Source organism: Sanguibacter sp. A247, from assembly GCF_052324925.1.
GTDB lineage: Bacteria > Actinomycetota > Actinomycetes > Actinomycetales > Cellulomonadaceae > Flavimobilis.
Genome location: NZ_JBQPRE010000004.1, coordinates 135,095 through 156,455, shown reverse-complemented (window position 1 = coordinate 156,455; position 21,361 = coordinate 135,095). Strand labels below are relative to the sequence as shown.

At 71.4% G+C, this 21,361-nt stretch carries 15 protein-coding genes; 3 read left to right on the top strand and 12 right to left on the bottom strand.

Going from position 1 to position 21,361, the window contains the following annotated elements; translation table 11 throughout:
* Positions 1 to 6: 6 nt before the first annotated feature.
* The 3 genes from ACTVCO_RS10830 to lepA all read right to left on the bottom strand — a co-directional run bounded on the left by ACTVCO_RS10830 (position 7) and on the right by lepA (position 4,287).
* Positions 7 to 954, bottom strand: coding sequence for a hypothetical protein (locus tag ACTVCO_RS10830; protein ID WP_443728439.1), 948 nt, complete (start codon positions 952 to 954; stop codon positions 7 to 9).
* Between the two features lie 163 nt (positions 955 to 1,117).
* The gene (gene hemW / locus ACTVCO_RS10825) at positions 1,118 to 2,395 is read right to left on the bottom strand and encodes a radical SAM family heme chaperone HemW (protein WP_443728438.1); all 1,278 of its coding nucleotides are present in this window, start codon (positions 2,393 to 2,395) and stop codon (positions 1,118 to 1,120) included.
* Positions 2,392 to 4,287, bottom strand: coding sequence for a translation elongation factor 4 (lepA, locus tag ACTVCO_RS10820; protein ID WP_443728437.1), 1,896 nt, complete (start codon positions 4,285 to 4,287; stop codon positions 2,392 to 2,394). Before lepA ends, hemW begins: the two co-directional genes overlap by 4 nt.
* An 81-nt stretch (positions 4,288 to 4,368) precedes the next feature.
* Between lepA and ACTVCO_RS10815 the strand changes: the two genes are divergently transcribed.
* Both ACTVCO_RS10815 and rpsT read left to right on the top strand, forming a co-directional pair.
* Positions 4,369 to 4,968 carry a type II toxin-antitoxin system PemK/MazF family toxin gene (locus tag ACTVCO_RS10815; protein WP_443728436.1) on the top strand — a complete coding sequence of 200 codons (600 nt, stop codon included), beginning with the start codon at positions 4,369 to 4,371 and terminating at the stop codon, positions 4,966 to 4,968.
* Between the two features lie 245 nt (positions 4,969 to 5,213).
* Positions 5,214 to 5,474 (top strand): 30S ribosomal protein S20, encoded by a 261-nt coding sequence (gene rpsT / locus ACTVCO_RS10810; RefSeq protein ID WP_443728435.1) that lies wholly within the window; start codon positions 5,214 to 5,216, stop codon positions 5,472 to 5,474.
* Positions 5,475 to 5,636: 162 nt separating this feature from the next.
* Here rpsT and holA read toward each other — a convergent pair whose 3' ends face one another.
* The 4 genes from holA to ACTVCO_RS10790 all read right to left on the bottom strand — a co-directional run bounded on the left by holA (position 5,637) and on the right by ACTVCO_RS10790 (position 9,936).
* Entirely contained in the window at positions 5,637 to 6,647 is a 1,011-nt protein-coding gene (holA, locus tag ACTVCO_RS10805; protein ID WP_443728434.1) for a DNA polymerase III subunit delta, read from the bottom strand.
* A gap of 3 nt (positions 6,648 to 6,650) precedes the next feature.
* A complete protein-coding gene (locus tag ACTVCO_RS10800; RefSeq protein ID WP_443728433.1) occupies positions 6,651 to 8,174 on the bottom strand; it encodes a ComEC/Rec2 family competence protein in 1,524 nt (507 codons plus the stop codon).
* The gene (locus tag ACTVCO_RS10795; RefSeq protein ID WP_443728432.1) at positions 8,171 to 8,983 is read right to left on the bottom strand and encodes a helix-hairpin-helix domain-containing protein; all 813 of its coding nucleotides are present in this window, start codon (positions 8,981 to 8,983) and stop codon (positions 8,171 to 8,173) included. Before ACTVCO_RS10795 ends, ACTVCO_RS10800 begins: the two co-directional genes overlap by 4 nt.
* A 62-nt stretch (positions 8,984 to 9,045) precedes the next feature.
* Positions 9,046 to 9,936: a DegV family protein gene (locus tag ACTVCO_RS10790; protein WP_443728431.1), complete on the bottom strand. Its 891-nt coding sequence runs from the start codon at positions 9,934 to 9,936 to the stop codon at positions 9,046 to 9,048.
* 85 nt (positions 9,937 to 10,021) lie between these two features.
* Here ACTVCO_RS10790 and ACTVCO_RS10785 point away from each other — a divergent pair, with 85 nt between their 5' ends.
* The gene (locus ACTVCO_RS10785; protein WP_443728430.1) at positions 10,022 to 11,860 is read left to right on the top strand and encodes a helicase HerA-like domain-containing protein; all 1,839 of its coding nucleotides are present in this window, start codon (positions 10,022 to 10,024) and stop codon (positions 11,858 to 11,860) included.
* Between the two features lie 165 nt (positions 11,861 to 12,025).
* On the opposite strand, the gene ACTVCO_RS10780 is transcribed toward ACTVCO_RS10785, so the two are convergent.
* Genes ACTVCO_RS10780 through ACTVCO_RS10760 form a run of 5 tightly spaced genes read right to left on the bottom strand, consistent with a single transcriptional unit; the run spans position 12,026 to position 21,356 of the window.
* Positions 12,026 to 15,388: an ATP-binding protein gene (locus ACTVCO_RS10780; protein WP_443728429.1), complete on the bottom strand. Its 3,363-nt coding sequence runs from the start codon at positions 15,386 to 15,388 to the stop codon at positions 12,026 to 12,028.
* The gene (locus ACTVCO_RS10775) at positions 15,385 to 16,149 is read right to left on the bottom strand and encodes a DUF4194 domain-containing protein (RefSeq protein ID WP_443728428.1); all 765 of its coding nucleotides are present in this window, start codon (positions 16,147 to 16,149) and stop codon (positions 15,385 to 15,387) included. Before ACTVCO_RS10775 ends, ACTVCO_RS10780 begins: the two co-directional genes overlap by 4 nt.
* Positions 16,146 to 17,702, bottom strand: coding sequence for a DUF3375 domain-containing protein (locus ACTVCO_RS10770; protein ID WP_443728427.1), 1,557 nt, complete (start codon positions 17,700 to 17,702; stop codon positions 16,146 to 16,148). The genes ACTVCO_RS10775 and ACTVCO_RS10770 overlap by 4 nt, the downstream gene beginning before the upstream one ends.
* Positions 17,703 to 17,707: 5 nt before the next feature.
* On the bottom strand, positions 17,708 to 20,617 hold the full coding sequence (gene leuS / locus ACTVCO_RS10765) for a leucine--tRNA ligase (RefSeq protein WP_443728426.1): 2,910 nt from the start codon (positions 20,615 to 20,617) through the stop codon (positions 17,708 to 17,710).
* A 49-nt stretch (positions 20,618 to 20,666) separates the two neighbouring features.
* Complete coding sequence (locus tag ACTVCO_RS10760) at positions 20,667 to 21,356, bottom strand: metal-dependent transcriptional regulator (RefSeq protein WP_443728425.1); 690 nt, start codon at positions 21,354 to 21,356, stop codon at positions 20,667 to 20,669.
* Positions 21,357 to 21,361 lie beyond the last annotated feature (5 nt).

Sequence of the window (21,361 nt, the reverse complement as noted above, 5' to 3'; positions counted from 1 at the left end):
GACGTGTCAGGCGGGCTGCTCGCCCACGACACGGCGGTAGCAGAACGCCGTCGCGATGAGCGCGACCGGGAGCGCCACGAGCATGCCCACGCCGAGCGCGATCGCGCCGACGAGCATCGCGACGTACACCGCGAGCACGAGCATGATGACAGGACCGACGTTCTTCATCGCGACGTCGATGCTCGCCTTGATCGCGTCGATCGCGCCCATGCGCTTGTCGATCGCGAAGTGGAGAGCGAACACACCGAAGAACCCGACGACGAGCGGGCCCACGCCGGTGAACGAGACGAGGCCGGAGGCAAGGCCGACGAGCACGGCGGTGAGCAGCACCTGCGCGAGGTTGGGCACCTTGAAGAAGTCGGCGATCGAGGCACGTCCGCCGCGCGTGACGACGAGGGCCGCGTTCGTCATGCCCGCCTGGGCGACGAGTCCGAGCACGAGCACGATCCCCACGACGAGGAAGAAGCTCATGCCGAGGCCCGCGGCGAACACACCGGAGCCGGTGAGGTCGGAGGACGCGGCAGCGCCCGCTCCGCCCAGGACGATCCCGGAGATGACCACCGAGACGATCGTGAGACCAAAGCCCCACAGGAGCAGGCCTCCGATGAAGACGCCCGCGTTCTCCTTGAAGCGCTCCCACCCGTAGGAGAAGGCGGAACCGACGTCGATCGGTCCCTGACCCTGGCCGAAGGACTGCTGGCCGCCGTACTGCGGCTGGCCGCCATACGGCTGCTGTCCCCCGTAGGGCTGCTGCGGCTGCTGTCCCCCGTAGGGCTGCTGCGCGCCGTACGGGTCGGCGGGAGACGCCGCCCCGAAGCCGGGCTGCCCCGCGGGCGGAGGGGGTGTCGCACCGTACGGCGAAGCACCGCCAGGCTGAGCGGACCCGTCGGCAGGCTGCTGGCCGTCGGGACCGGGCGTCGGACCCGGGTAGGGCGGGAGGTTGCTGTCGGACATCGGATGCTCCTCGAATCGGGGCAGAGCTCGCCGGGCTCCCCATGGGCCCGCACGAACGCGCGCTTGTGCGCGTCAGACACCCACAGTAGTGACCTAAGTCGCATGACTGCCACCTGTCCGGCAGCAAAGATGCAGCCCAGCCCGGTGACGGAGAGGTCGTGGCCTAGTCGGTGAGGTCGCGCACGACCGCGTCGGCGAGCAGCCGACCCCGGCGCGTGAGCAGTGCACGCCCAGCGATCGCGGCGCGACCGTCGAGCAGGCCCGCGGCCACCTGCGACGCGACAGCCCGACGCCCCGCGGCGGACAGCTCAGCAAGGTCGAGTCCCTCTGAAAGACGCACCCCGAGCATCACGCGCTCGAGCGCAGCCGTCGGCGCGTCCAGGAGCTCACGCCCCGCAGCCGGGCTCACCCCCTCGGCGAGCATCGTCGCGTAACGCCTCGGGTGCTTGACGTTCCACCAGCGCACCCCAGCGACGGCGTCGCCGTCGTCGTCGGCGAGCGGACCGCCGACATACGAGTGCGCGCCCGGCCCCACGCCCCACCAGTCGTCCCCGCGCCAGTACGCGAGGTTGTGGCGACACGCCAGCGGAGTGCCGTCAGCCCGACGACGGGCCCAGTTCGAGACCTCGTACCAGCCGAGGCCCGCCGCCGCCAGGAGATCGTCAGCCAGCTCATACTTGGCCGCCTGGTCGTCCTCGTCGGGCAACGTGAGCTCGCCCCGGCGCACCTGAACTGCCATCTTCGTCCCCGGCTCGACGACGAGCGCGTACGCGGAGACATGATCGACCCCCGTGGCGAGAGCAGCCTCGACGCTTGCGCGCCAGTCGTCGAGCGACTCCCCCGGAGTTCCGTAGATGAGGTCGAGCGACACCTCGAGCCCCGCGTCCCGGGCCCATGCGACGACATCGGGGATGCGCGCCGGGTCGTGCGTGCGCTCGAGAGTCTCGAGCACATGGGGCACGGCTGACTGCATGCCGAACGACACGCGCGTGAAGCCCGCGTCGGCGAGCGTCTGGAGGTAGTGAGGACTCACCGAGTCCGGGTTGGCCTCCGTCGTGACCTCAGCGCCGTCGGCGATCCCCCACGCGTCCCTGATGCCGCCGAGAATCCGCGCGAGGTCGCTCGCCGGCAGGATCGTCGGGGTTCCACCACCGAAGAAGACCGTCGCGACCTCCCGCTTCGGCAACCCGGCCCGCTCGAGGACCTGCGCGCCGAGCACGATCTCGGCGAGCGCCGTCGACGCGTACGAGTCCTGGCTCGCACCGCCGCCGAGCTCGGTCGCCGTGTAGGTGTTGAAGTCGCAGTACCCGCACCGCACCGTGCAGAACGGCACGTGGACGTACACGCCGAAGCCACGCTCGGGGCCGCCAGCGGGCCCCACCCAGCGGGGAAGCGCGCCGTCGGCCGGCGCCGGATCCCCGTCGGGCAACGCGGGACTCACTTCTTCGCCTTGTCCTTCGGGTCGGCGGCGTCGGACGAGAGCGCCGCGATGAACGCCTCCTGAGGCACGTCGACGCGACCGATCGTCTTCATGCGCTTCTTGCCTTCCTTCTGCTTCTCAAGCAGCTTGCGCTTACGGGAGATGTCGCCGCCGTAGCACTTGGCAAGAACGTCCTTACGGATCGCACGGATCGTCTCGCGCGCGATCACGCGCGCGCCGATCGCCGCCTGGATCGGCACCTCGAACTGCTGCCTGGGGATGAGCTCCTTGAGCTTGCCCGTCATCATGACGCCGTACGCGTACGCCTTGTCCTTGTGGACGATCGCACTGAACGCATCGACCTGCTCACCCTGGAGCAGGATGTCGACCTTGACGAGCTCGGCTGCCTGCTCACCGATGACGTCGTAGTCGAGCGAGGCGTAGCCCCGCGTCTTGGACTTCAGCTGGTCGAAGAAGTCGAAGACGATCTCAGCCAGCGGGAGGAAGTAGCGCAGCTCAACGCGGTCCGCGGACAGGTAGTCCATGCCCTGCAGGTCCCCACGCTTCGTCTGGCACAGCTCCATGATCGCGCCGATGAACTCCGCGGGCGCGAGGATCGTCGCCTTGACGACCGGCTCGCGGACCTCGCCGATCTTGCCGCCCGGGAACTCGCTCGGGTTCGTCACCGTGATGATCGACTTGTCTTCCATCGTCACGTCGTAGATGACGTTGGGAGCTGTCGAGATGAGCGAGAGGTCAAACTCCCGCTCGAGCCGCTCGCGCACGATCTCGAGGTGGAGCAGGCCGAGGTAGCCGACGCGGAAGCCGAAGCCGAGCGCAACCGACGTCTCAGGCTCATAGACGAGTGCGGCGTCGTTGAGCTTGAGCTTGTCGAGCGCATCGCGAAGGATCGGGTAGTCCGAGCCGTCGATCGGGTACAGACCCGAGAAGACCATCGGCTTGGGGTCGCTGTACCCACCCAGGGCCTCCGTCGCGGGCTTGGCCGAGTTCGTCACGGTGTCGCCGACCTTCGACTGGCGCACATCCTTGACGCCCGTGATGAGGTAGCCGACCTCGCCGACGCCCAGACCGTCCGTCGGGTGCGGCTCAGGGGCCGAGACACCGATCTCGAGGAGGTCATGCGTCGCGCGCGTCGACATCATCGAGATGCGCTCGCGCGGGTTGAGCTTGCCGTCGACGACACGCACGTACGTGACGACGCCCCGGTAGGTGTCGTACACCGAGTCGAAGATCATGGCGCGGGCGGGCGCGTCCGCGTCGCCGACGGGCGGCGGCACGGTCTCGACGATGCGGTCGAGCAGCTCGACAACGCCGACGCCCGTCTTGCCCGACACCTTGAGGACCGTCTCAGGGTCGACGCCCACGAGACCCGCGATCTCTTCCGCGTACTTCTCAGGCTGAGCCGCCGGAAGATCGATCTTGTTGAGCACGGGGATGATCGCGAGCTCGTTCTCCATCGCGAGGTAGAGGTTCGCGAGAGTCTGAGCCTCGATGCCCTGCGCAGCGTCGACGAGGAGGACGGCGCCCTCGCACGCGGCGAGCGAGCGGGAGACCTCGTACGTGAAGTCGACGTGCCCCGGGGTGTCGATCATGTTGAGCGCGTACGGCGTGCTCACCCCGTCCTCGGCGACGTGGGCCCACGGCATACGCACCGCCTGGGACTTGATCGTGATGCCGCGCTCGCGCTCGATGTCCATGCGGTCGAGGTACTGCGCGCGCATGGCACGCTGCTCGACGACGCCGGTGAGCTGGAGCATGCGGTCCGCCAGCGTCGACTTGCCGTGGTCGATGTGGGCGATGATGCAGAAGTTGCGCAGGAGCTCCGGCGCGGTCGCGGCGGGCCTGATACGTGCCGTCTCGGCTGCGGAGGGGATCGGAGTCACGGACCCCATTCTCCCACGGATACGGGCGACATGATCGCCGCCCTGCCGGGTGCGCCGGGCGCCACGTCCCGACCTCGCTACCCTGAGGCCATGCCTACGAGCCCCTGGTCGGACGTCCTTGCCCGCGCGGCGCGCGTCGCCGTCTCGCTCCTCACGTCACGCAGGTCGACGTCACGCCCGGCTGACGCTCCCGGTCCCGCACGCAGCCCCCGGCCGACGCCGTCCGCGCCGCGCCCGCACGCACCCGGCCCGGCGGGCACACGCAGCGGCACACCGAGCAGCGGCGACGGAGCCGCGCACGACCACGCAGGCTACCCGGGGGACTTCACGGGACGCGTCGTCCCCGTCTACAACCCCGAGCTCGACGGCGACGCAGACCCCGGTGAGATCGTGTGGACGTGGGTCCCCTACGAGGAGGACTTCACCCAGGGCAAGGATCGGCCCGTCCTCGTCGTCGGGCACGACGGCGACTGGCTGCTCGGGCTCATGCTCACGAGCAAGGACCACAGCCGCAGACAGCGCGGAGACGGCCCGCGCTGGATGGACATCGGGTCAGGTCCGTGGGACCCGCGCGGTCGCGACTCCGAGGTCCGGCTCGACCGCGTGGTGCGCCTCGACCCCGCCGCGGTGCGGCGCGAGGGCGCGATCATGGACCGGGCGCTCTTCAATGACGTCGTCGGCCTGCTCTGACGCGCAGGCGTCAGCCCCGTTCCCAGACCGGCGGCGCGACGTTCGTCGACGTGCCGCGCGCCACGTGATGTCAACCTCGACCGCGGGCCCATTCCACTGGTAATGTCGACCTTTGCGTGTCCGCCCAGGTCGGCGGGCACCGTTCTGGCGCCTCACCACGGGTTCCCCACCCCAGTCCCGGCGTCGGAGCCGCTCTCTACGACCTATCCGCTCGCCCTCGGGCGAACACACCAGAAAGTCCACACGTGGCGAACATCAAGTCCCAGATCAAGCGCATCCGCACCAACGAAAAGGCGCGCCTGCGTAACAAGGCTGTCAAGGCTGAGCTCCGTACCTTCACCCGCAAGGTTCGCGAGGCTGTGGCGGCTGGCGACAAGGAGGCCGCTGTGGCCGCCCTCGTCGCTGCGTCGAAGAAGCTGGACAAGGCTGTCTCGAAGGGTGTCATCCACCTCAACCAGGCTGCCAACCGCAAGTCGGCTCTTGCCAAGGCGGTCAACGCTCTCTGACGCGTCTGCGGTGCCTCGGCACCGACACGTGAACGTCGAAGGCGCCGCATCCCTCACGGGGTGCGGCGCTTTCGTCATGCTCCGACGACGCGCGCGGTCAGGCGCCGACGGCGCGCGGCCCGTCGAGCGTCGGGAGCGCGTCGCGGCGCCGACGCGGACGGATCAGGCGCGCGTCGCGGCGCAGATGCGCAAGACGGCCCGCTCGACCGCGAAGACGGGGTCGCGGCCCTGCCCCTTGACCTCGGCGTCGGCGTCAGCGACCGCGGTGATGGCCGCCGCGAGGCCGTCAGGGGTCCATCGTTGGAGATCCTTGCGTGCGCGGTCGACCTGCCAGGGGGCGAGCCCGAGCTCGGAGGCGCTCACGCCACCGCGGCCACGCATGGCCGCGACCTTGGCGAGCTGGCGCAGCTTGAGCGCGAGGACCGCCACGATCGGGACCGGGTCGACGCCCGTCGCGATCGCGTGCCGTAGCAGGGCGACGGCCTGAGCGCGCTGACCAGCGACCGCGGCGTCGGCGACGCGGAAGCCCGTGGCCTCGACGCGGCCACCGTAGTACGTCCCCACCGTGGCCTCGGTAATCGTTCCCGTCGTGTCAGCCATGAGCTGCTCGCACGCGGACGCGAGCTCGCGCAGGTCGGCCCCGAGCGCCTCGACCAAGGCCCGTACTGCTCCAGCCTCGACCCGGCGGCCGCCGCGCCGGAACTCGCTGCTGACGAACGATGCCTTCTCGGAGTCCTTCTTGACGGGCTCGCACGCGACGACAGGGACGCCCGCCGCGCGCAGGCCGTCGAGCAGCTTCTTGCCGCGCTGGCCGCCACGATGCTCGATCACGAGCCAGACGTCCGACGCGGGTGCCGCAAGGTACGCGAGCACGTCCGTCATGAGCGCGTCTGTGAGGGACTCGGCCCCCCGCACGACGACAAGGCGGTGCTCCGCGAAGAGCGACGGGCTCGTCTCGACCGCGAGGAAGCCCGACTGGTACGTCGACGCCTCGATCTCGACGACCTCGACCTCGGGCTGGGCCTCCCGCGCGAGGCCGCGTAGACGCTGCACCGCACGCTCCACGAGCACGTGCTCGGCCCCGTGCACGAGGACGACGGGAGCAAGCTCAACCTCGTCCCACGACATGCCAGCGGCGGGGCGGGAGCTGCGGGACGTCGTACGTGCGGCCATGCCTCAAGGGTCCCACGAGCCACCGACACCGGTGACCCGGCGCACCACCACCACGACCGCCGCCACCAGCACCGCCTCGGCAAGAAGGAGCACCACGACCCCGACCGCGCCCGGGATCCACGGCAGCGCCGCCCCGGGCCACTGAGCGAGCGCCCGCGCGACTCCCGCGATCCAGGACGCGCCGTACCCCGCGCACGACGCGAGCCATGCGGCGCCGTCGGCCGAGAACGGGGCGCACAGGGCCGCAGCGATGCCGAGGATCGTCGTCGGAGCGACGACGGGGGCCGCCACGATGTTCGCCGGCAACGACCACGTCGGGAGCGTCGGTGTCAGCAGGACGAGCACGGGCGCGCACGCGAGCTGCGCGAGCGCAGGGGCCGCGACGGCCGCGACGAGCCAGCGCCGCGCCCCGTGCAACCCACCGAGCACGAGCGGACCACCGACGACGAGCCCCACCGTCGCAGCAACCGAGAGCGCAAGACCCGCCGACCGAGCGAGCCACGGGTCGAGCAGGAGCAGCACGACGACACCCGCCGCGAGCGCCGGGATCGCCGCGCCACGCCGTCCCATCGCGAGCGCGAGAAGACCGATCGCCCCCGTGCCAGCGGCCCGCAGGACAGAAGGTTCAGGGCCAACGACCGCGACGAGGCCTCCCAGCACGACGACCGTGGCCGCGATGCGCGGACCGCGCGGCACACGCAGCGCCGTCGCGAGTGCGAGGACAAGAGCGCCGATGAGCGAGAAGTGCGCGCCGGAGACCGCAGTGAGGTGGGTGAGCCCGGTCGTGCGCATCGCCTCGGCGAGGTCGTCGGCGAGCGCTGACGTGTCCCCCACCGCGAGCCCGGGCACGAGTCCAGCCGCGTCGGGCGGGAGGCCGTCGACCGCCTCGCGCAGCCCCGCACGCAGGTGGTGGGCCCAGCGGCGCACGGGACCTGCCTCGGCGATCGGTCGGGGTGTCGTGGCGCCGCGCAGCTCGTACCGGGCCCGGCGACCGTCCCGCCCGCTCGCCCGGACCGTCGCCGTCGCCGAGAGCCGCTCACCCACGCGCACATCGCCCCATCGGGTCCCGTCGAGGGTCGCCGGGATCTTCGTCACCTCCTCGCGGACGGCTGCCTCTCCGGACGCGTGCACGCGCACCCGCTCGACGCGCACCTCGACGCCGTAGCGCGGCGGACCGCCCCACCGGCTCGGGAGCCGACGCGGCTGCCCTGCGACGAGGACGTCGGCGGTCACCCGCACCCCGTCGTGCGCGGCCTCCGCGAGCAGGACCGAACGGGCCGAGCCCGCATCGACCGCGACGACACCCGCGGCCACTGCTGCCCCGGCGAGGCACAGCGCGACTCCGGGCAGACCCGTCCGAGCCGCCCGCCGCGCCCGGCGCGCACGTGCGCGCACGACCACGGCCAGCGCCGCAGCCACAGCGAGCGCCGAGACGAGAGCGGCGCCGGTCACGTGCCCCACAAGCAGACCCGTCACGAGCCACACCGTGAGGGCGAGCGGCACGAGCCGGACGTCGGTTCGCCTCAACCCGCACGCACCAGATCGGCGAGACGCTTCTCGAGAGCCGGCCCGATCCCGGACACGTCGGAGAGCGCCGCGACGTCCGGGAACGGGCCGTGCTGCTCCCTGTGGTCGACGATGCGCTGCGCAAGGACAGGGCCGATTCCCGGCAGGGCGTCGAGAGCTGCGGCGTCGGCGGAGTTGATGTCGACGTGGCTCGCTCCCCCGGCGGGCTGCGGCGCGCCGGGCTCGGCCTGCGCGTCTGGTCTGCGGGTCAGCTCGTCGCCCGTGCGGGGCACGACGATCTGCTCGCCGTCGGTCACGAGCCTCGCGAGATTGACGGAACTCACGTCAGCGTCCTTGCGCAGGCCGCCGGCGGCGTCGACCGCGTCAGCCACGCGGGCCCCTGGCCCGAGCGTGACGACGCCGGGACGACGAACGCGGCCGACGACGTGGACGACCGGCCCCACCACCGCCGTCTCGGTTCCTGCATGAGAGGACGGCTCACCGCCGGCCGGAGCGAGGGGCCCACCCCGTGCCGGGGACGCGGCCACCGCGGGCAGGTGCACCACGTCACCCGGCTCGGACCCGAGGGCACGAACGATGAGTGCGGCAGCGAGCGCGACGATGACGACGACGCCCATGACGACCGAGCGCGTCGTCACAGCCCACGCCGTGCGACCGCGGGCGGGCGGTTCTCCGGGGTCGAGGTGGTCGGCCGGATGGGCGCGGACGATGCGGTCGGAGCGACCTGCGAGGAGGCGGGCGCGCAGGGCAGCGACATCGTCGGGGTCTGGGTCGGCCGCGGCGGCCTGGCCCGGAACGCGTGGCTGCATGGGGCAACCGTGCCGCCCGGAGCCCTCGTGCGCCCGGGCGTGCGTCGCCACAGGGGACGACGTCAGCCCAGCGCGCTCGTGTGGTCAGGGCGAACCGGACGCGGGTCGGCGTCGACGACGACGGCTGCGAGCAGGCCGGGACCGACGTGCGCTCCGAGCACCGCGCCGATCGGGCCGACGAGAACCGGCTCGGAGGAGACGTCCGCGAGGCGCTCCCCCAACGCGGTGGCATCGTCCGTCGTGTCGAGGTGGTGAACCGCCACGAGCGGCCGAGACATCGTCTGCGCGGCCTCACGCACCACCTCGGCCATGCGATCGATCGCAGCCGCCCGCGTCCGCACCTTGGCGAAGACCTCGATGCGCCCGTCGCGCACCGTGAGCAGTGGCCGCATGCCGAGCACGGTGCCGACAGCCGCGCTCGCGCGCGAGAGACGTCCACCGCGGCGCAGGTGATCGAGCGAGCCCACGAGGAAGAGGATCGTGGCCGACGCCGCGACCCCCCGCGCAACGTCCTCAACCTGGTCGCCGGCCGCCCCCGCCGCGGCCGCCCGCGCGGCGACGAGCGCCGCAAGGCCAAGGCCTGACGCCGCGCTCCGTGAGTCGATGACGCGCACGGGCACGGCGGCCGTCCGGGCAGCGACCGCTGCTGAATCGACGGTTCCAGAGAGCTCGCCCGACAGGTGCAGGGACACGATCTCGGTCGCGCCCTCGTCCGCGAGCCGGGCGAAGGTGTCCGTGAACGCGGCCGGGGCTGGTTGCGTCGTCGTCACCCGCTGTCCCGCCGCGATCGCGTGCGCGAGCGCGGCGTCGTCAACGTCGATTCCCTCGCGGTGCTCGACGCCGTCGACCGTGACGCCCAACGGCACGGTGAGGATGCCCGCCTGCTGCGCCCACGCGTGAGGCAGGGCGCACGTCGAGTCCGTGACGACGCGAACACCGGGCAGCGAGGGCATGGGGGCACACTACTAGCCGACACGGGACCAGGTCCGTCGGGTGCTGAGCTCCCACGATCACGCGCGGGCACCTAGGATCCACGTCATGAACGATGCTGCCGCGTCCACACCCGATCTGGCGGCCTTGCGTGCCGCCGCCGCCCAAGCCGCTGCGGATGCTGCCGACGCCCGCGCCGCCGCCGCTCAGGCGGCGCTCGAGGCGGCCGAGGCCGCTCTCGCGGGTGCTGCGGCACCCGAAGCGCCGCTCGCCAGCTGGGCCCTCACGGTGCGCGACGGCTACGCGTTCGACGGCCCGACGCTCCCGCTCGGTGCACTCCTCGAGACCGGCCCGGACGGCGAGCCCGTCCCCAACCCTGAGGTGCAGGTCGGGCTCCCTCTCGCGATGCTCAACCGGCACGGGCTCGTCGCCGGCGCAACGGGGACGGGCAAGACCCGCACCCTGCAGGGCATGGCCGAGTCGCTCTCGGCCGCCGGAGTCCCCGTCTTCCTCGCGGACGTCAAGGGCGATCTCTCAGGCCTCGTCGTGCCCGGAACCGGCTCGGACAAGCTGCTCGCACGGACCTCAGGCCTGGGCCAGGACTGGTCGCCGACGACGTTCCCCACCGAGTTCTACACGCTCGGCGGGCTCGGGACCGGCGTGCCCATCCGCACGACGATCACCGATTTCGGCCCCCTGCTCCTCTCGAAGGTCATGGGGCTCAACGAGACGCAGGAGTCCTCGCTCGGGCTCGTCTTCCACTGGGCCGACACGCAAGGGCTCGCGCTTCTCGACCTCAAGGACCTGCGTGCAGTCATCGCGCACCTCGTCTCGGACGAGGGCAAGGCCGAGCTCAAGGGGATCGGCGGGCTCTCCGCCGCGACCGCGGGCGTCCTGCTGCGCGAGCTGGTGAGCCTCGAGGCACAGGGCGCGACCGCATTCTTTGGCGAGCCCGCGTTCGAGACCGCCGACCTGCTGCGCCTCGCGCCGGATGGTCGCGGTCTCATCAGTGCTCTCGAGCTGCCCGCGGTCCAGGACCGACCACAGCTCTTCTCAACCTTCCTCATGTGGCTGCTCGCCGACCTCTTCAGCGAGCTGCCCGAGGTCGGCGACGTCGACAAGCCGCGCCTCGTGTTCTTCTTCGACGAGGCGCACCTACTGTTCAACGGCGCGTCGAAGGACTTCCTCGCACAGATCGTCCAGACGGTGCGGCTCATCAGGTCCAAGGGAGTCGGCATCTTCTTCGTTACCCAGAGTCCCAAGGACGTTCCCGCCGACGTGCTCGCACAGCTCGGGAATCGGGTGCAGCACGCGCTGCGGGCGTTCACTCCCGACGACGCGGCAGCCCTGCGCGCGGCCGCCCGCACGTACCCGACGAGCGACTACGATCTCGAGCGCCTGCTCCAGGAGCTCGGCACAGGCGAGGCCGTCGTCACGGTCCTCAGCGAGAAGGGTGCCCCGACGCCCGTCGCATGGACGCGCCTGCGTGCTCCGCAAGCGGCCATGGACACGGCGCCCGCCACGACGGTCGAGGCTCTCGTGGCCGCGTCGCCGTCGAACTCGCGGTACGCCACGGCGATCGACAACGAGTCCGCCTACGAGCTGCTCGAGGCGCGCGTCGCGGCGGATCGAGCGCAGGCGGAGGCCGACCGGATCGCCCAGGAGCACGCGGAGGCCGCTGAGAAGTTCGCGGCCGAACAGGCCAAGGCGGAGGCCAAGGCCGTCGCGGAGGCTGAGCGTGAGGCCAAGAAGCGGGCGGCTGAGCTCGAGAAGATGCGCGCCCGCCTGGAGAAGGATGCCGCGCGCGGTTCGACGGGCTCGCGCGGACGCGGCACCGCACAGAAGAGCTCACTCGAGAAGGGCCTCGAGTCGCTCGTCCGCTCGGCTGGTTCACAGCTGGGCCGCGAGATCACCCGCACGATCTTCGGCACCCGCAAACGCCGCTAAAGGCGCGCCACGCGCCCAGCCATGTGCCCTACCCGCACGTCTGTGCCCTACCCGCGGGGCTGTCCTTGCGGGTAGGGCACAGACCTGCGGGTAGGCGGGGCGGACCCGCCGGGCCGGGCCGGCCGGGCCGGGCCAGGCGGGCCGGCCGGGCCGGGGCGGGGCGGGCTAGCCTGCGTCGACCGTCTCTGCGCCCGCGACCCAGCGGATCCGTGAACGTCCCGACGCATCCTTGACCGCCTGGAGGACGAGGTCGACGTGGGGCTCGAGCGCCGCGACCTTGTCGAGCGGCGCGCCGATGATCAGCTGGAAGCCCAGTCCGCGCCACGCACCCACCGCGCGTCCCGCAAAGCGGGAGTCAGCCTTGATGAACGCCTCATCGAGGAACACGGGCGCATAGCGCGGCCGCGCCGAGTCTGCGTCACCGAGCTGGTACCGCAGCGCGGCACCCACGATGAACGCGACGAGCTCCTGCGACTCACCACCCGACTTGCCTGCGATGTGGTCGTAGACGGAGACGTGGTTGCCGTCGAGGTCGATGCACTCCGCAGAGATGCGCACGTGCTCGCGCACGTCGACGAGACGTCGTCGCTCGGGGCTCTCGGGACGGATCCGTGCGAGCAGGCGCGCCATGCGCGCATAGCGCCGCTCGCGCTCCTGCGGCGTCCCGTCGGCCGACGCCTCCTTGGCGAGCGCCCGCAGGTCACGGCGGAACGACGTGACATCCGCCGCCTCCGTCACGCGCGCGGTGATCCGCAGACGATGGCCGTCGTCATGGAACGGAAGCTGGGCGAGGATGTCGTTGACCGGCTCCATGCGCGTGCGGATCTCGGCGACGGCCTGCTCGATCGCCGTGTTGAGCATCGTGAGGTCGCGGCCCGAGAGCCGTGAGATCGCGCGGCTCCAGCGGTCCTGCAACAAGTACATGCGCTCGCGCGCGATGTCGTCGTGGATGCGACGGAAGTCGTCGAACGACGAGTCCGGGTCCGTCCCGAGGTTCGGGTTGGGCCACTGCTCCTGGAACCGCAGGAAGATCGCGGCCAGGCCCTCCCGTGCGGCCGCCAGGTCATGGGTCGCGAGCTCACGGCGGTGGACGAGGTCACGCTGGAGCCCGGCCACAGCGGCAGTGAAGGCCCGCAGGTCAGCACCCTTGTGCGGCGAGGCCGCGAGGGCCTCGTCGAGGAGGGCCACCTGCTCGTCGCTCGCGACCACACCCGCGTCCTCGAGCTCTGCGAGCGAGTCACCGAGCGCGTCGACGTCGTCGGTGAGATCGCTCCACCGACGCTCGAGGTTCTCGACCTCGACGCCTGCACGCGCATGCTCCTCACGCAGGGACCTCAGCCGCGTCTGGACCCGGTGCTCGTCCTCACGCAGCGAACGCAGCACATCGCTGCCTGCGACGACGCCGTCGAGCCGTGCCCGACGCTCCTCGAGCCTGCGGGCCGCGCCGTGGACGTCGATCTCGTCCCACGTGAACTCGCCGACACCCCGCGAGGCCGCGTAGCGGTCCGTGAAGCCCGACTCGAGCGCGAGCGCCTCCTCGACCGCGCGCCGGGCACGCGCCCGGTCGACCTCAGCCTCGCGGCGGGCCTCGTCAAGCTCCGCAACGCGGCGGTCGGAGGAGAAACCGAGGACGGAACGAACGGCGCGGCCGCCGTGCGCGCCGCGCTTGCCGTCGCTCGTCTGGCCCGTGCGCGTGAGGGCACGGCGATGACGGTCAAGCTCGGACGCGTCGTCGACGCACACGTATGAGAAGCGCTGCGCGAGCGTCTCGGCCAGCCACCCCGTCAACGGACCGTGTCGCAGCTCGAGCCGCCCGTCGAGCAACGTCCGGTCGGTCTGCTCGTGAACCGTCAGACCGGTCGGAACACCCTCGAAGCGCACGCGACGCTCGGTGCGCACGTCGTTGATGGCCCGACGGAAGGCCGGCAGGTCCTCGGAGTCGACGAGGAGCGTGAGCGCGAAGCCACCGAGCGCCTGCCCGATCGCGGCCCGCCACGGCTCATACTCGGCGCGCACGTCCATGAGCTCGGCAACGAACGGCAGGTCGCTCGGGTCGAGGCCCGCGGCCCGGGCGAGCGCTCGCCGCGCCTGGTCCTCGGCCTCGGGGACGTTCGACCGACGTCCCGCGAGGAAGGTCCGCTCACGCTCGACGTCGGCAAGAGCCTTCTCGGCCGCAGCCAGCCTGGTGCGCGCGTCGAAGACCGACTCGCCGAGTGCCCGCTGCTGCGTCTCGCGATCCGCGACGAACGCGCCAGCGTCGCGGCGGAGCTTCTCGAACGCGCCCTTGCCGTCGACCTCGATGTCGAGGACCCTGCGGTGCCGGTCGAACGCCGCGTGCCGCGCCTCGACAGCGTGCAAGCCGTCCTCGAGCGCGACGACCTCACGCTCGAGACGGTTGATCTCGTCGCCGCCGTTGCGACGCTGGGAGTCGCGCACCTCCTCGAGCTCGCGCTCGGCGATGAGGATCTGCGAGTCGAGCGACGCCCGGTTCGCCTCGACGACCGCGTGGTCCTCACGGTTGGCGCGTTCCTGGGCCCGGGCAAGCGCCAGCCGACGCGTGTCGTGCCAATGCTGGAATGGCGTCCCGCCCTCGGCGGTCGCCTCGAGACCCAGGCCGTCGACGGCCGCCAGGTCCGAGCGCGCCGACTCGACGCGCGAGCGCAGCTCGGTCATCGGCGCGAGCAGCTCGAGCTGGCGCTGGGCGGTGAGCATCTCCTCACGCACCTCGCTCAGCTCGTCGAAGTGCTCGACGGCCTCGGTCGCACGGGCAAGAGTCTCTGGCTCCTCGAGCACCATCGCCTTGTAGAGCGCGTCGACCGTCGTGATCTGCTGGCCCGCCTGGATGCGCGCGAGGAGCGCCATCGCCTTGCCGCCATCGCCCGCTGCGCCGATGCCAAGGGCCGAGTGAAGGCGCGTCGTGAACGCGATATCCGTGTCGTAGAGATCGAGGCCGAGCGCGGTGAGGCTCGGACGCGAGAGTCGCGTTGCCGCGGCCGGCTCGAGGGTCCGCAGATCGAGCTCGCCCTCATAGGTCGCGCGCACGAGCACACACTCGTCATTGCGCGTCGCGCCCCGCGGCACGTAGTACGCGCGCACGGCCGTGAACGTGCGGCCACCCTGGTCAGCCCACGTCATGGCGAGCGCCGACCACGTGTCGGAGGAGTCGCCGCGCAGAACCGCGTCACGCGACGCGTCCGTCCCCGCGACTCGTGCCTCATCGAGCTTGCCACGCGCGTACGAGATGACGTTGCGCTGCTCGGGACCGCGCGCGCGCCCGCTCGAGGCGGCGTTCGACGCGCCGTTGAACGGCGTCGTGTGCGTCATCGTCAACGCGATGTAGGCGTCGAGAAGCGTCGACTTGCCTGTTCCCGAGCCACCCGAGAGCAGCGTCGCGGTCGAGGCGAGGGCCACGTCGTGGTACCCGTCGTAACCGCCCCAGTTGATCAGCTGCATCGACCGGGCGACCCACTGCTGGCCCGTCGAGGCCGTCGGGACCAGGCCGAAGAGCGTCTGGCTCATCGTGCTCATGCGCGCGTCTCCTCTGCGTCGTCGTCGGTCGCGGTGTCGTTCTCGTCGTCGGCCGCGGTGTCAGCATCCTCGCCGCTCGAGTCGTCCTCGCCGCTCAAGGCGTCGTCGGCGGCCCCCGCACCCTCACCGCGCGCCTCGGTCCCGCCCGCGCGAAGCCAGCGCGTCAGCTCCTTGATGCGATCGACGGGCAGCAGCACCTCGATGATCGGAAGGACGCGGAAGCGACCCTCGGACTCCTCGACGAGCACGCGCTCGCGCACGAGCGTGGCGAGCGCGTTCTCGGCCTCCTTGCGGCGGGCCGCAAGGTTGGTCTCGCCATGGGCGAGGAAGCTGAGCGCGTACTCGATGAGGTCGTCCGCATCGACGTACGCAGCGCGCTCACCGGCGTTGCGCTGCTGCCGGTAGGCGCCGCGCAGGAAGACCATCATGAGCGTCTCGACGCGCCGGTACGGCTCCTCCTTGAGAAGCACGGGAATCGACAGGCCGTCCGTGCGGACCTGGGTCTTGTACGCGATCTCGTCGTCACGATTGACGACGAGCTGGAGGAAGAGGTCGTGCAGGCGCGACTCGAGCACGTCCTGGTCGGAGAGGATCGCACGCCACTCGCCGGGGTGGTCCGCGGCGGCGACGTAGCGCGAGCGCAGCACGAGCGCGAGCGCGCGGCGCGTCATGAGCGGAAGCTGGCCGGTGTCACCGTCGAAGAGGACCGGCGCGTCCTCCTCCATCGCCACCTGGTCGACGAAACCTTCGTCAGACGTCATGAGGACTCTCCGTCAGTTGTCGAGAGGGGTGCCGAGGGACTTGCCGGGCTGGTCGCCGCAAGCAGGACACGTGGCACAAGGAAGTCTCGGGTCGAGCCGTCGGCCCGCACCGCGCTCACGCGTTCGACAGGAGCGCTGTCGTGACTGTGAGGATCACCGTCGTGCGGCGTCGGAGCACCGAGGTCGTCGGCCGCGAGCTCGTAGTACCCGAGCAGCTCGACGGGGCGACGCAGCGCGGCGTCGCCGCGCGCGAACGCGTCCGCGATCGAGACCGCGCTCCCGTCCGAGGTGAGCCGCGTGACGTGCTCCGCGAGGCGCCCCGTCTGCGGACCACCCATCGCCCGGATCTCCGAGAGCTCCGTCGCGGGCAGCGCGTCGGGTCCCTGGGGCTCGAGGGCCGCTGGCGGCGCGTCGGGACGCAGGTCGTGCAAGCCCGTGCGGAGCCGGCCCAGGCGGGCCCGGCCGAGCCACGTGAACGGCTCGACGCGCGCCCCACGGCCGGCGGTCGGGAACCACTGGGTCAGTGCGTTGACCGCGTCCCGGATCGCATGGTCGAGCTCGCGGTCGCGCAGCGGATCGCGCTGACGCACCTGCGCGGTGAGCGTTCGGGTCGCGCGTGCCTGTTCGGTCTGGACGATCTCGAGTGCTTCGACGATCTGCGAGCGGATCGACCGGAAGGCCGTGCGCTGGCCGCGCTCGACGTGCTGCGCGAAAGGGTGGCGCAAGACGGTCGCGAGGTGCGCGTCGAGCGAGGAGACCAGCTCGGGGTCGCTCAGCAGATGCATCGCCCCGAGGAACGCGCGGCCCTCGGGCGTGTTCTCCATGAGGTTCTCAGACGCCGTGAGGTACTCCTCGAGCACCTCGCCCGTCGGCCGCTCGTCGGCGCGCAGCTGCCCGATGATCGAGCGCTGCAGCATCTTCATCGACTCTGCGACGCGCGCAAAGTCGCTCGGGAGCTCGCGCACGAGCATGAGGACGTGGTCGAGCTGCTCCTCCATGCGCTCGTCGGGCGTCGCGGCCAGCGTCCCGCCGGACGCAAGACGATCACGCTCCGCGACGAGACGCTCGATCTGCTGGTCGAGCGCCTCGACGCGCGCTCCCCGGTCGGGGTTCGCGTCGTTGGCGGCCCGCTCGACCGCGTCGAGAAGCGTGCGGATGCGCGACTCCGAGACGAGCGCGCGGGCACCGCCTGCGCGTCGCACGAACTCGAGCGCCTCTTGCGCGCTCGACGTCAGCCGGTACTGCTCCCCCACCGCGTCGTCGACGTCACGGATGAGCCAGCGCTCCCGCACCCACCGCGAGCACAGCACACGCGGGGCCTCGCTCGGCACACCCTCGACGCCGGCCGCGCGCAGGTCCGCGAGGAGCTGGCCGACCTCGAGGCGCATCGCGTCGGCGCCCACCGCTGAGCGGCCCGCGACGAACACGGACTCGAACACGGCGACGACGAACGGCGCGCTCTGCTTGTGCAGAAGCGCGAGTGTCGGGCTCGCGAACGTCCGCTGGACCGCGGTGAGCGTGCCGACGACGCGTGCGACGGACTGGTCGTTCACCGTGCTCAGACGACGAGGTTGACGAGCTTTGGCGCGCGCACGACTGCCTTGCGGACGGGACGTCCGTCGAGGAAGCGCACGACGGCCGGGTCCGCGAGTGCCAAGGCTTCGAGGTCCGCCTCAGAGATCGTCGGCGCAACCTCGAGGCGCGCACGTACCTTGCCCTGCACCTGCACGACGCACGTCACCGTCTCCTCAACGAGGTAGGCCTCGTCTGCCGAAGGGTAAGCCTCGTGCGCGAGCGAGCCCTCGTGACCGAGCCGCTCCCAGAGCTCTTCGGCCAGGTGCGGGGCGAGCGGCGCGACCATGAGGACGATCGCCTCTGCGGCCACGCGCGGAACGCGCTCGAGCGTCGTGAGGTGGTTGTTCAACGTGATGAGCTTGGCGATGGCCGTGTTGGGGCGCATGGCCGACATCTCGGCGCGGACGTCGGCGATCGCTCGGTGCACCGCGCGCAGCGTCTCCTCGCTCGGCGCCTCGTCCGTCACGGTGACGTCACCGGTCGTCTCGTCGACGACGTTGCGCCACAGGCGCTGGAGGAAGCGCTGGGAGCCGACGACGTCGCGTGTGTTCCAGGGGCGCGAGAGGTCGAGCGGACCCATCGCCATCTCGTAGACGCGGAACGTGTCGGCGCCGTAGGCCTCGTACATCTCGTCGGGCGTCACGACGTTCTTGAGCGACTTGCCCATCTTGCCGTACTCGCGGTTGACCGCGACACCGTCGAGCAGGTACCGCGTCGTGCCGTCCGCCGCGGTCTCCTCGACCACCTGCGACGCGTCGACGTAGGCGCCACGGTCGTCCGTGTACGCATAGGCCTGGATGTAGCCCTGGTTGAAGAGCGTGTGGAACGGCTCCGCACCCGTCACGTGGCCGAGGTCGAAGAGGACCTTGTGCCAGAAGCGCGCGTAGAGCAGGTGGAGGACCGCGTGCTCGACGCCGCCGACGTAGAGGTCGACGCCGCCCGCGGCACCGGCCGTCTCGTTGTACTCCGGGCCGAGCCAGTAACGCTCGAGCTCCGCCGACACCATGGCGTCGGCGTTCGTCGGGTCGAGGTAGCGCAGGTAGTACCAGCAGGACCCGGCCCAGTTGGGCATCGTGTTCGTGTCGCGGCGGTAGGCGCGCGGCCCGTCACCGAGATCGAGGGTCACCGTGACCCAGTCGTCGTTGCGCCCGAGCGGAGGCTCGGGCGAGGAACCCGCGTCGTCGGCCGCGTACGTGCGCGGCGCGTAGTCAGGAACCTCGGGCAGGTCGACGGGCAGCATCGACTCGGGCAGCGCGATCGGCTGGTCGTCGTCGCCATAGACGACCGGGAACGGCTCGCCCCAGTAGCGCTGACGGCTGAAGAGCCAGTCCCGCAGGCGGTAGGTCGTCGTTCCCTCACCCAGGCCGCGCTCGACGAGCCACGCCGTCATCGCGGACTTCGCCTCGCCGACGGAGAGCCCGTCGAGCGAGATCGTGTCGTTCGACGAGTTGATGATGGCGCCGTCGCCCGTGCGCGCGCCCTCGGGCGCACCCTCGGGAGCGTCGACCGTGTAGATGACGGGGACGTCGAACGCCTGCGCGAACGCGAAGTCGCGCTCGTCGCCGCCAGGCACGGCCATGATCGCGCCCGTGCCGTAGCCCATGAGGACGTAGTCGGCCGTGAACACGGGCAGGAGCGCGCCGTTGACGGGGTTGACCGCGAAGTGGCCCGTGAAGACGCCCGTCTTACGACCCGCGTCGGCCTGACGCTCGACGGCGGTCTTCGCGGCCGACTCCGCACGGTAGGCGGCGACGGCGGCCACGGGGCTCGCGTGGCCACCCGTCCACGCGTCACGCGTGCCATCGGGCCACTCCGCCGCGACCTCGTCGAGCAGCGGGTGCTCGGGGGCGACGACCATGAAGGTCGCACCGAAGAGCGTGTCGGGACGCGTCGTGAAGACCTCGACCTCGCGGCCGCCCTCCACCGCGAAACGCACCTTCGCACCGTGCGAGCGGCCGATCCAGTTGCGCTGCATCGAGCGGACCTTCTCAGGCCAGTCGATGAGGTCGAGGTCGTCCGCGAGGCGGTCGGCATACGCCGTGATGCGCATGTTCCACTGGCGCAGGTTGCGCTGGAACACGGGGAAGTTGCCGCGCTCCGAGCGGCCGTCGGCGGTGACCTCTTCGTTCGCGAGAACCGTGCCGAGCCCCGGGCACCAGTTGACGGGCGAGTCCGAGACGTAGGCGAGGCGGTGCTCGTTGAGAGCGGCGCGCTGCTCGGCCGCGCTCAGGTCGGACCAGGCGCGACCGTCGGCGAGCGTGCGGGTGCCGGCCCGGAACTCGGCCTCGAGCTCGGCGATGGGGCGCGCCATGCCGGTGCCACCGTCGGGGCGCACCGCGTCGACGTCGTACCACGAGCTGAAGATCTGCAGGAAGATCCACTGCGTCCAGCGGACGTAGTCGGAGTCCGTCGTCGCGAACGAGCGGCGCGAGTCGTGCCCCAGACCGAGCCGGCGCAGCTGCCGGCGCATGTTCGCGATGTTGGCCTCGGTCGTCACGCGCGGGTGCTGGCCCGTCTGGACGGCGTACTGCTCAGCGGGGAGGCCGAACGCGTCGAAGCCGAGCGCGTGCAGGACGTTGTCGCCGCACATCCGGCGGAAGCGCCCGGTGACGTCCGTCGCGATGTAGCCGAGGGGGTGGCCGACGTGCAGGCCCGCGCCCGAGGGGTAGGGGAACATGTCCATGACGAAGAACGACGACGACGACGGGTCCGCGAAGCGGCCCTCACCGTCGGGAAGGCCCCCGGCCGGGTCGGCTGCGAAGAACGTGCCCCGTTCCTCCCATCGCTCCTGCCAGCGGAGCTCGATCTCCTGGGCGAGAGCCGGGGTGTAGCGGAACGACGGCTCAGCGGCCGTGCGAGCAGTGACATCAGGCGTCGTGGGGTTCTCAGGCACGCCCCGATCTTACCCGCGTGCGCGCGCCCGCCAGCCCCGCGAGGGCGGCTCAGCCCTCGGCGACCCAGACCGCGCGTGCGGCGGGAATGCCGAGCGCGGCCTCGCCCGTGGTGCCGTCGGGCATGGTCCACGCAACCGTGACGGTTCCCGCGAAGTCACGGACCGCGAGGACGTTGACGCGGGCGTCGAGGCCGAGGCCCAGCTCGGCGAACCAGCGCAGGAGCGCCGGGTCAGAATCAGAGATCCGGACGACGACGCCCGTGACCCCGCTGGCGAGGTCCGCGAGGGTGCACGCGTCAGCCGCCTGCAGCTCGCCCTCGGGCGTCGGGATGGGGTCGCCGTGCGGGTCGCGCGTCGGGTGGCCGAGGGCCGAGTCCATGCGCGCGAGCATGAGGTCGGAGACCGCGTGCTCGAGCACCTCGGCCTCGTCGTGGACCTCGTCCCAGGAGTAGCCGAGGCGTTCGACGAGGTAGGTCTCGATGAGGCGGTGCCGCCGGACCATCGCGACCGCGAGCCGCTCCCCCTCGTCGGTGAGTCCGATCGCGCCGTAGGGCTCGTGATCGAGCAGGCCCATGCCCACCATGCGCCGGACGTTCTCCGAGACGGTCGAGGGTCCGACACCGAGGCGTTCTGCGAGAAGCTTCGTCGTCACACGTGTCTCGGCCCACTCCCCTGCCGACCACACAACCTTGAGATAGTCCTCGACGACCGGGGTGATGTCGTTGTCTCGTGCCGCCACGCGCT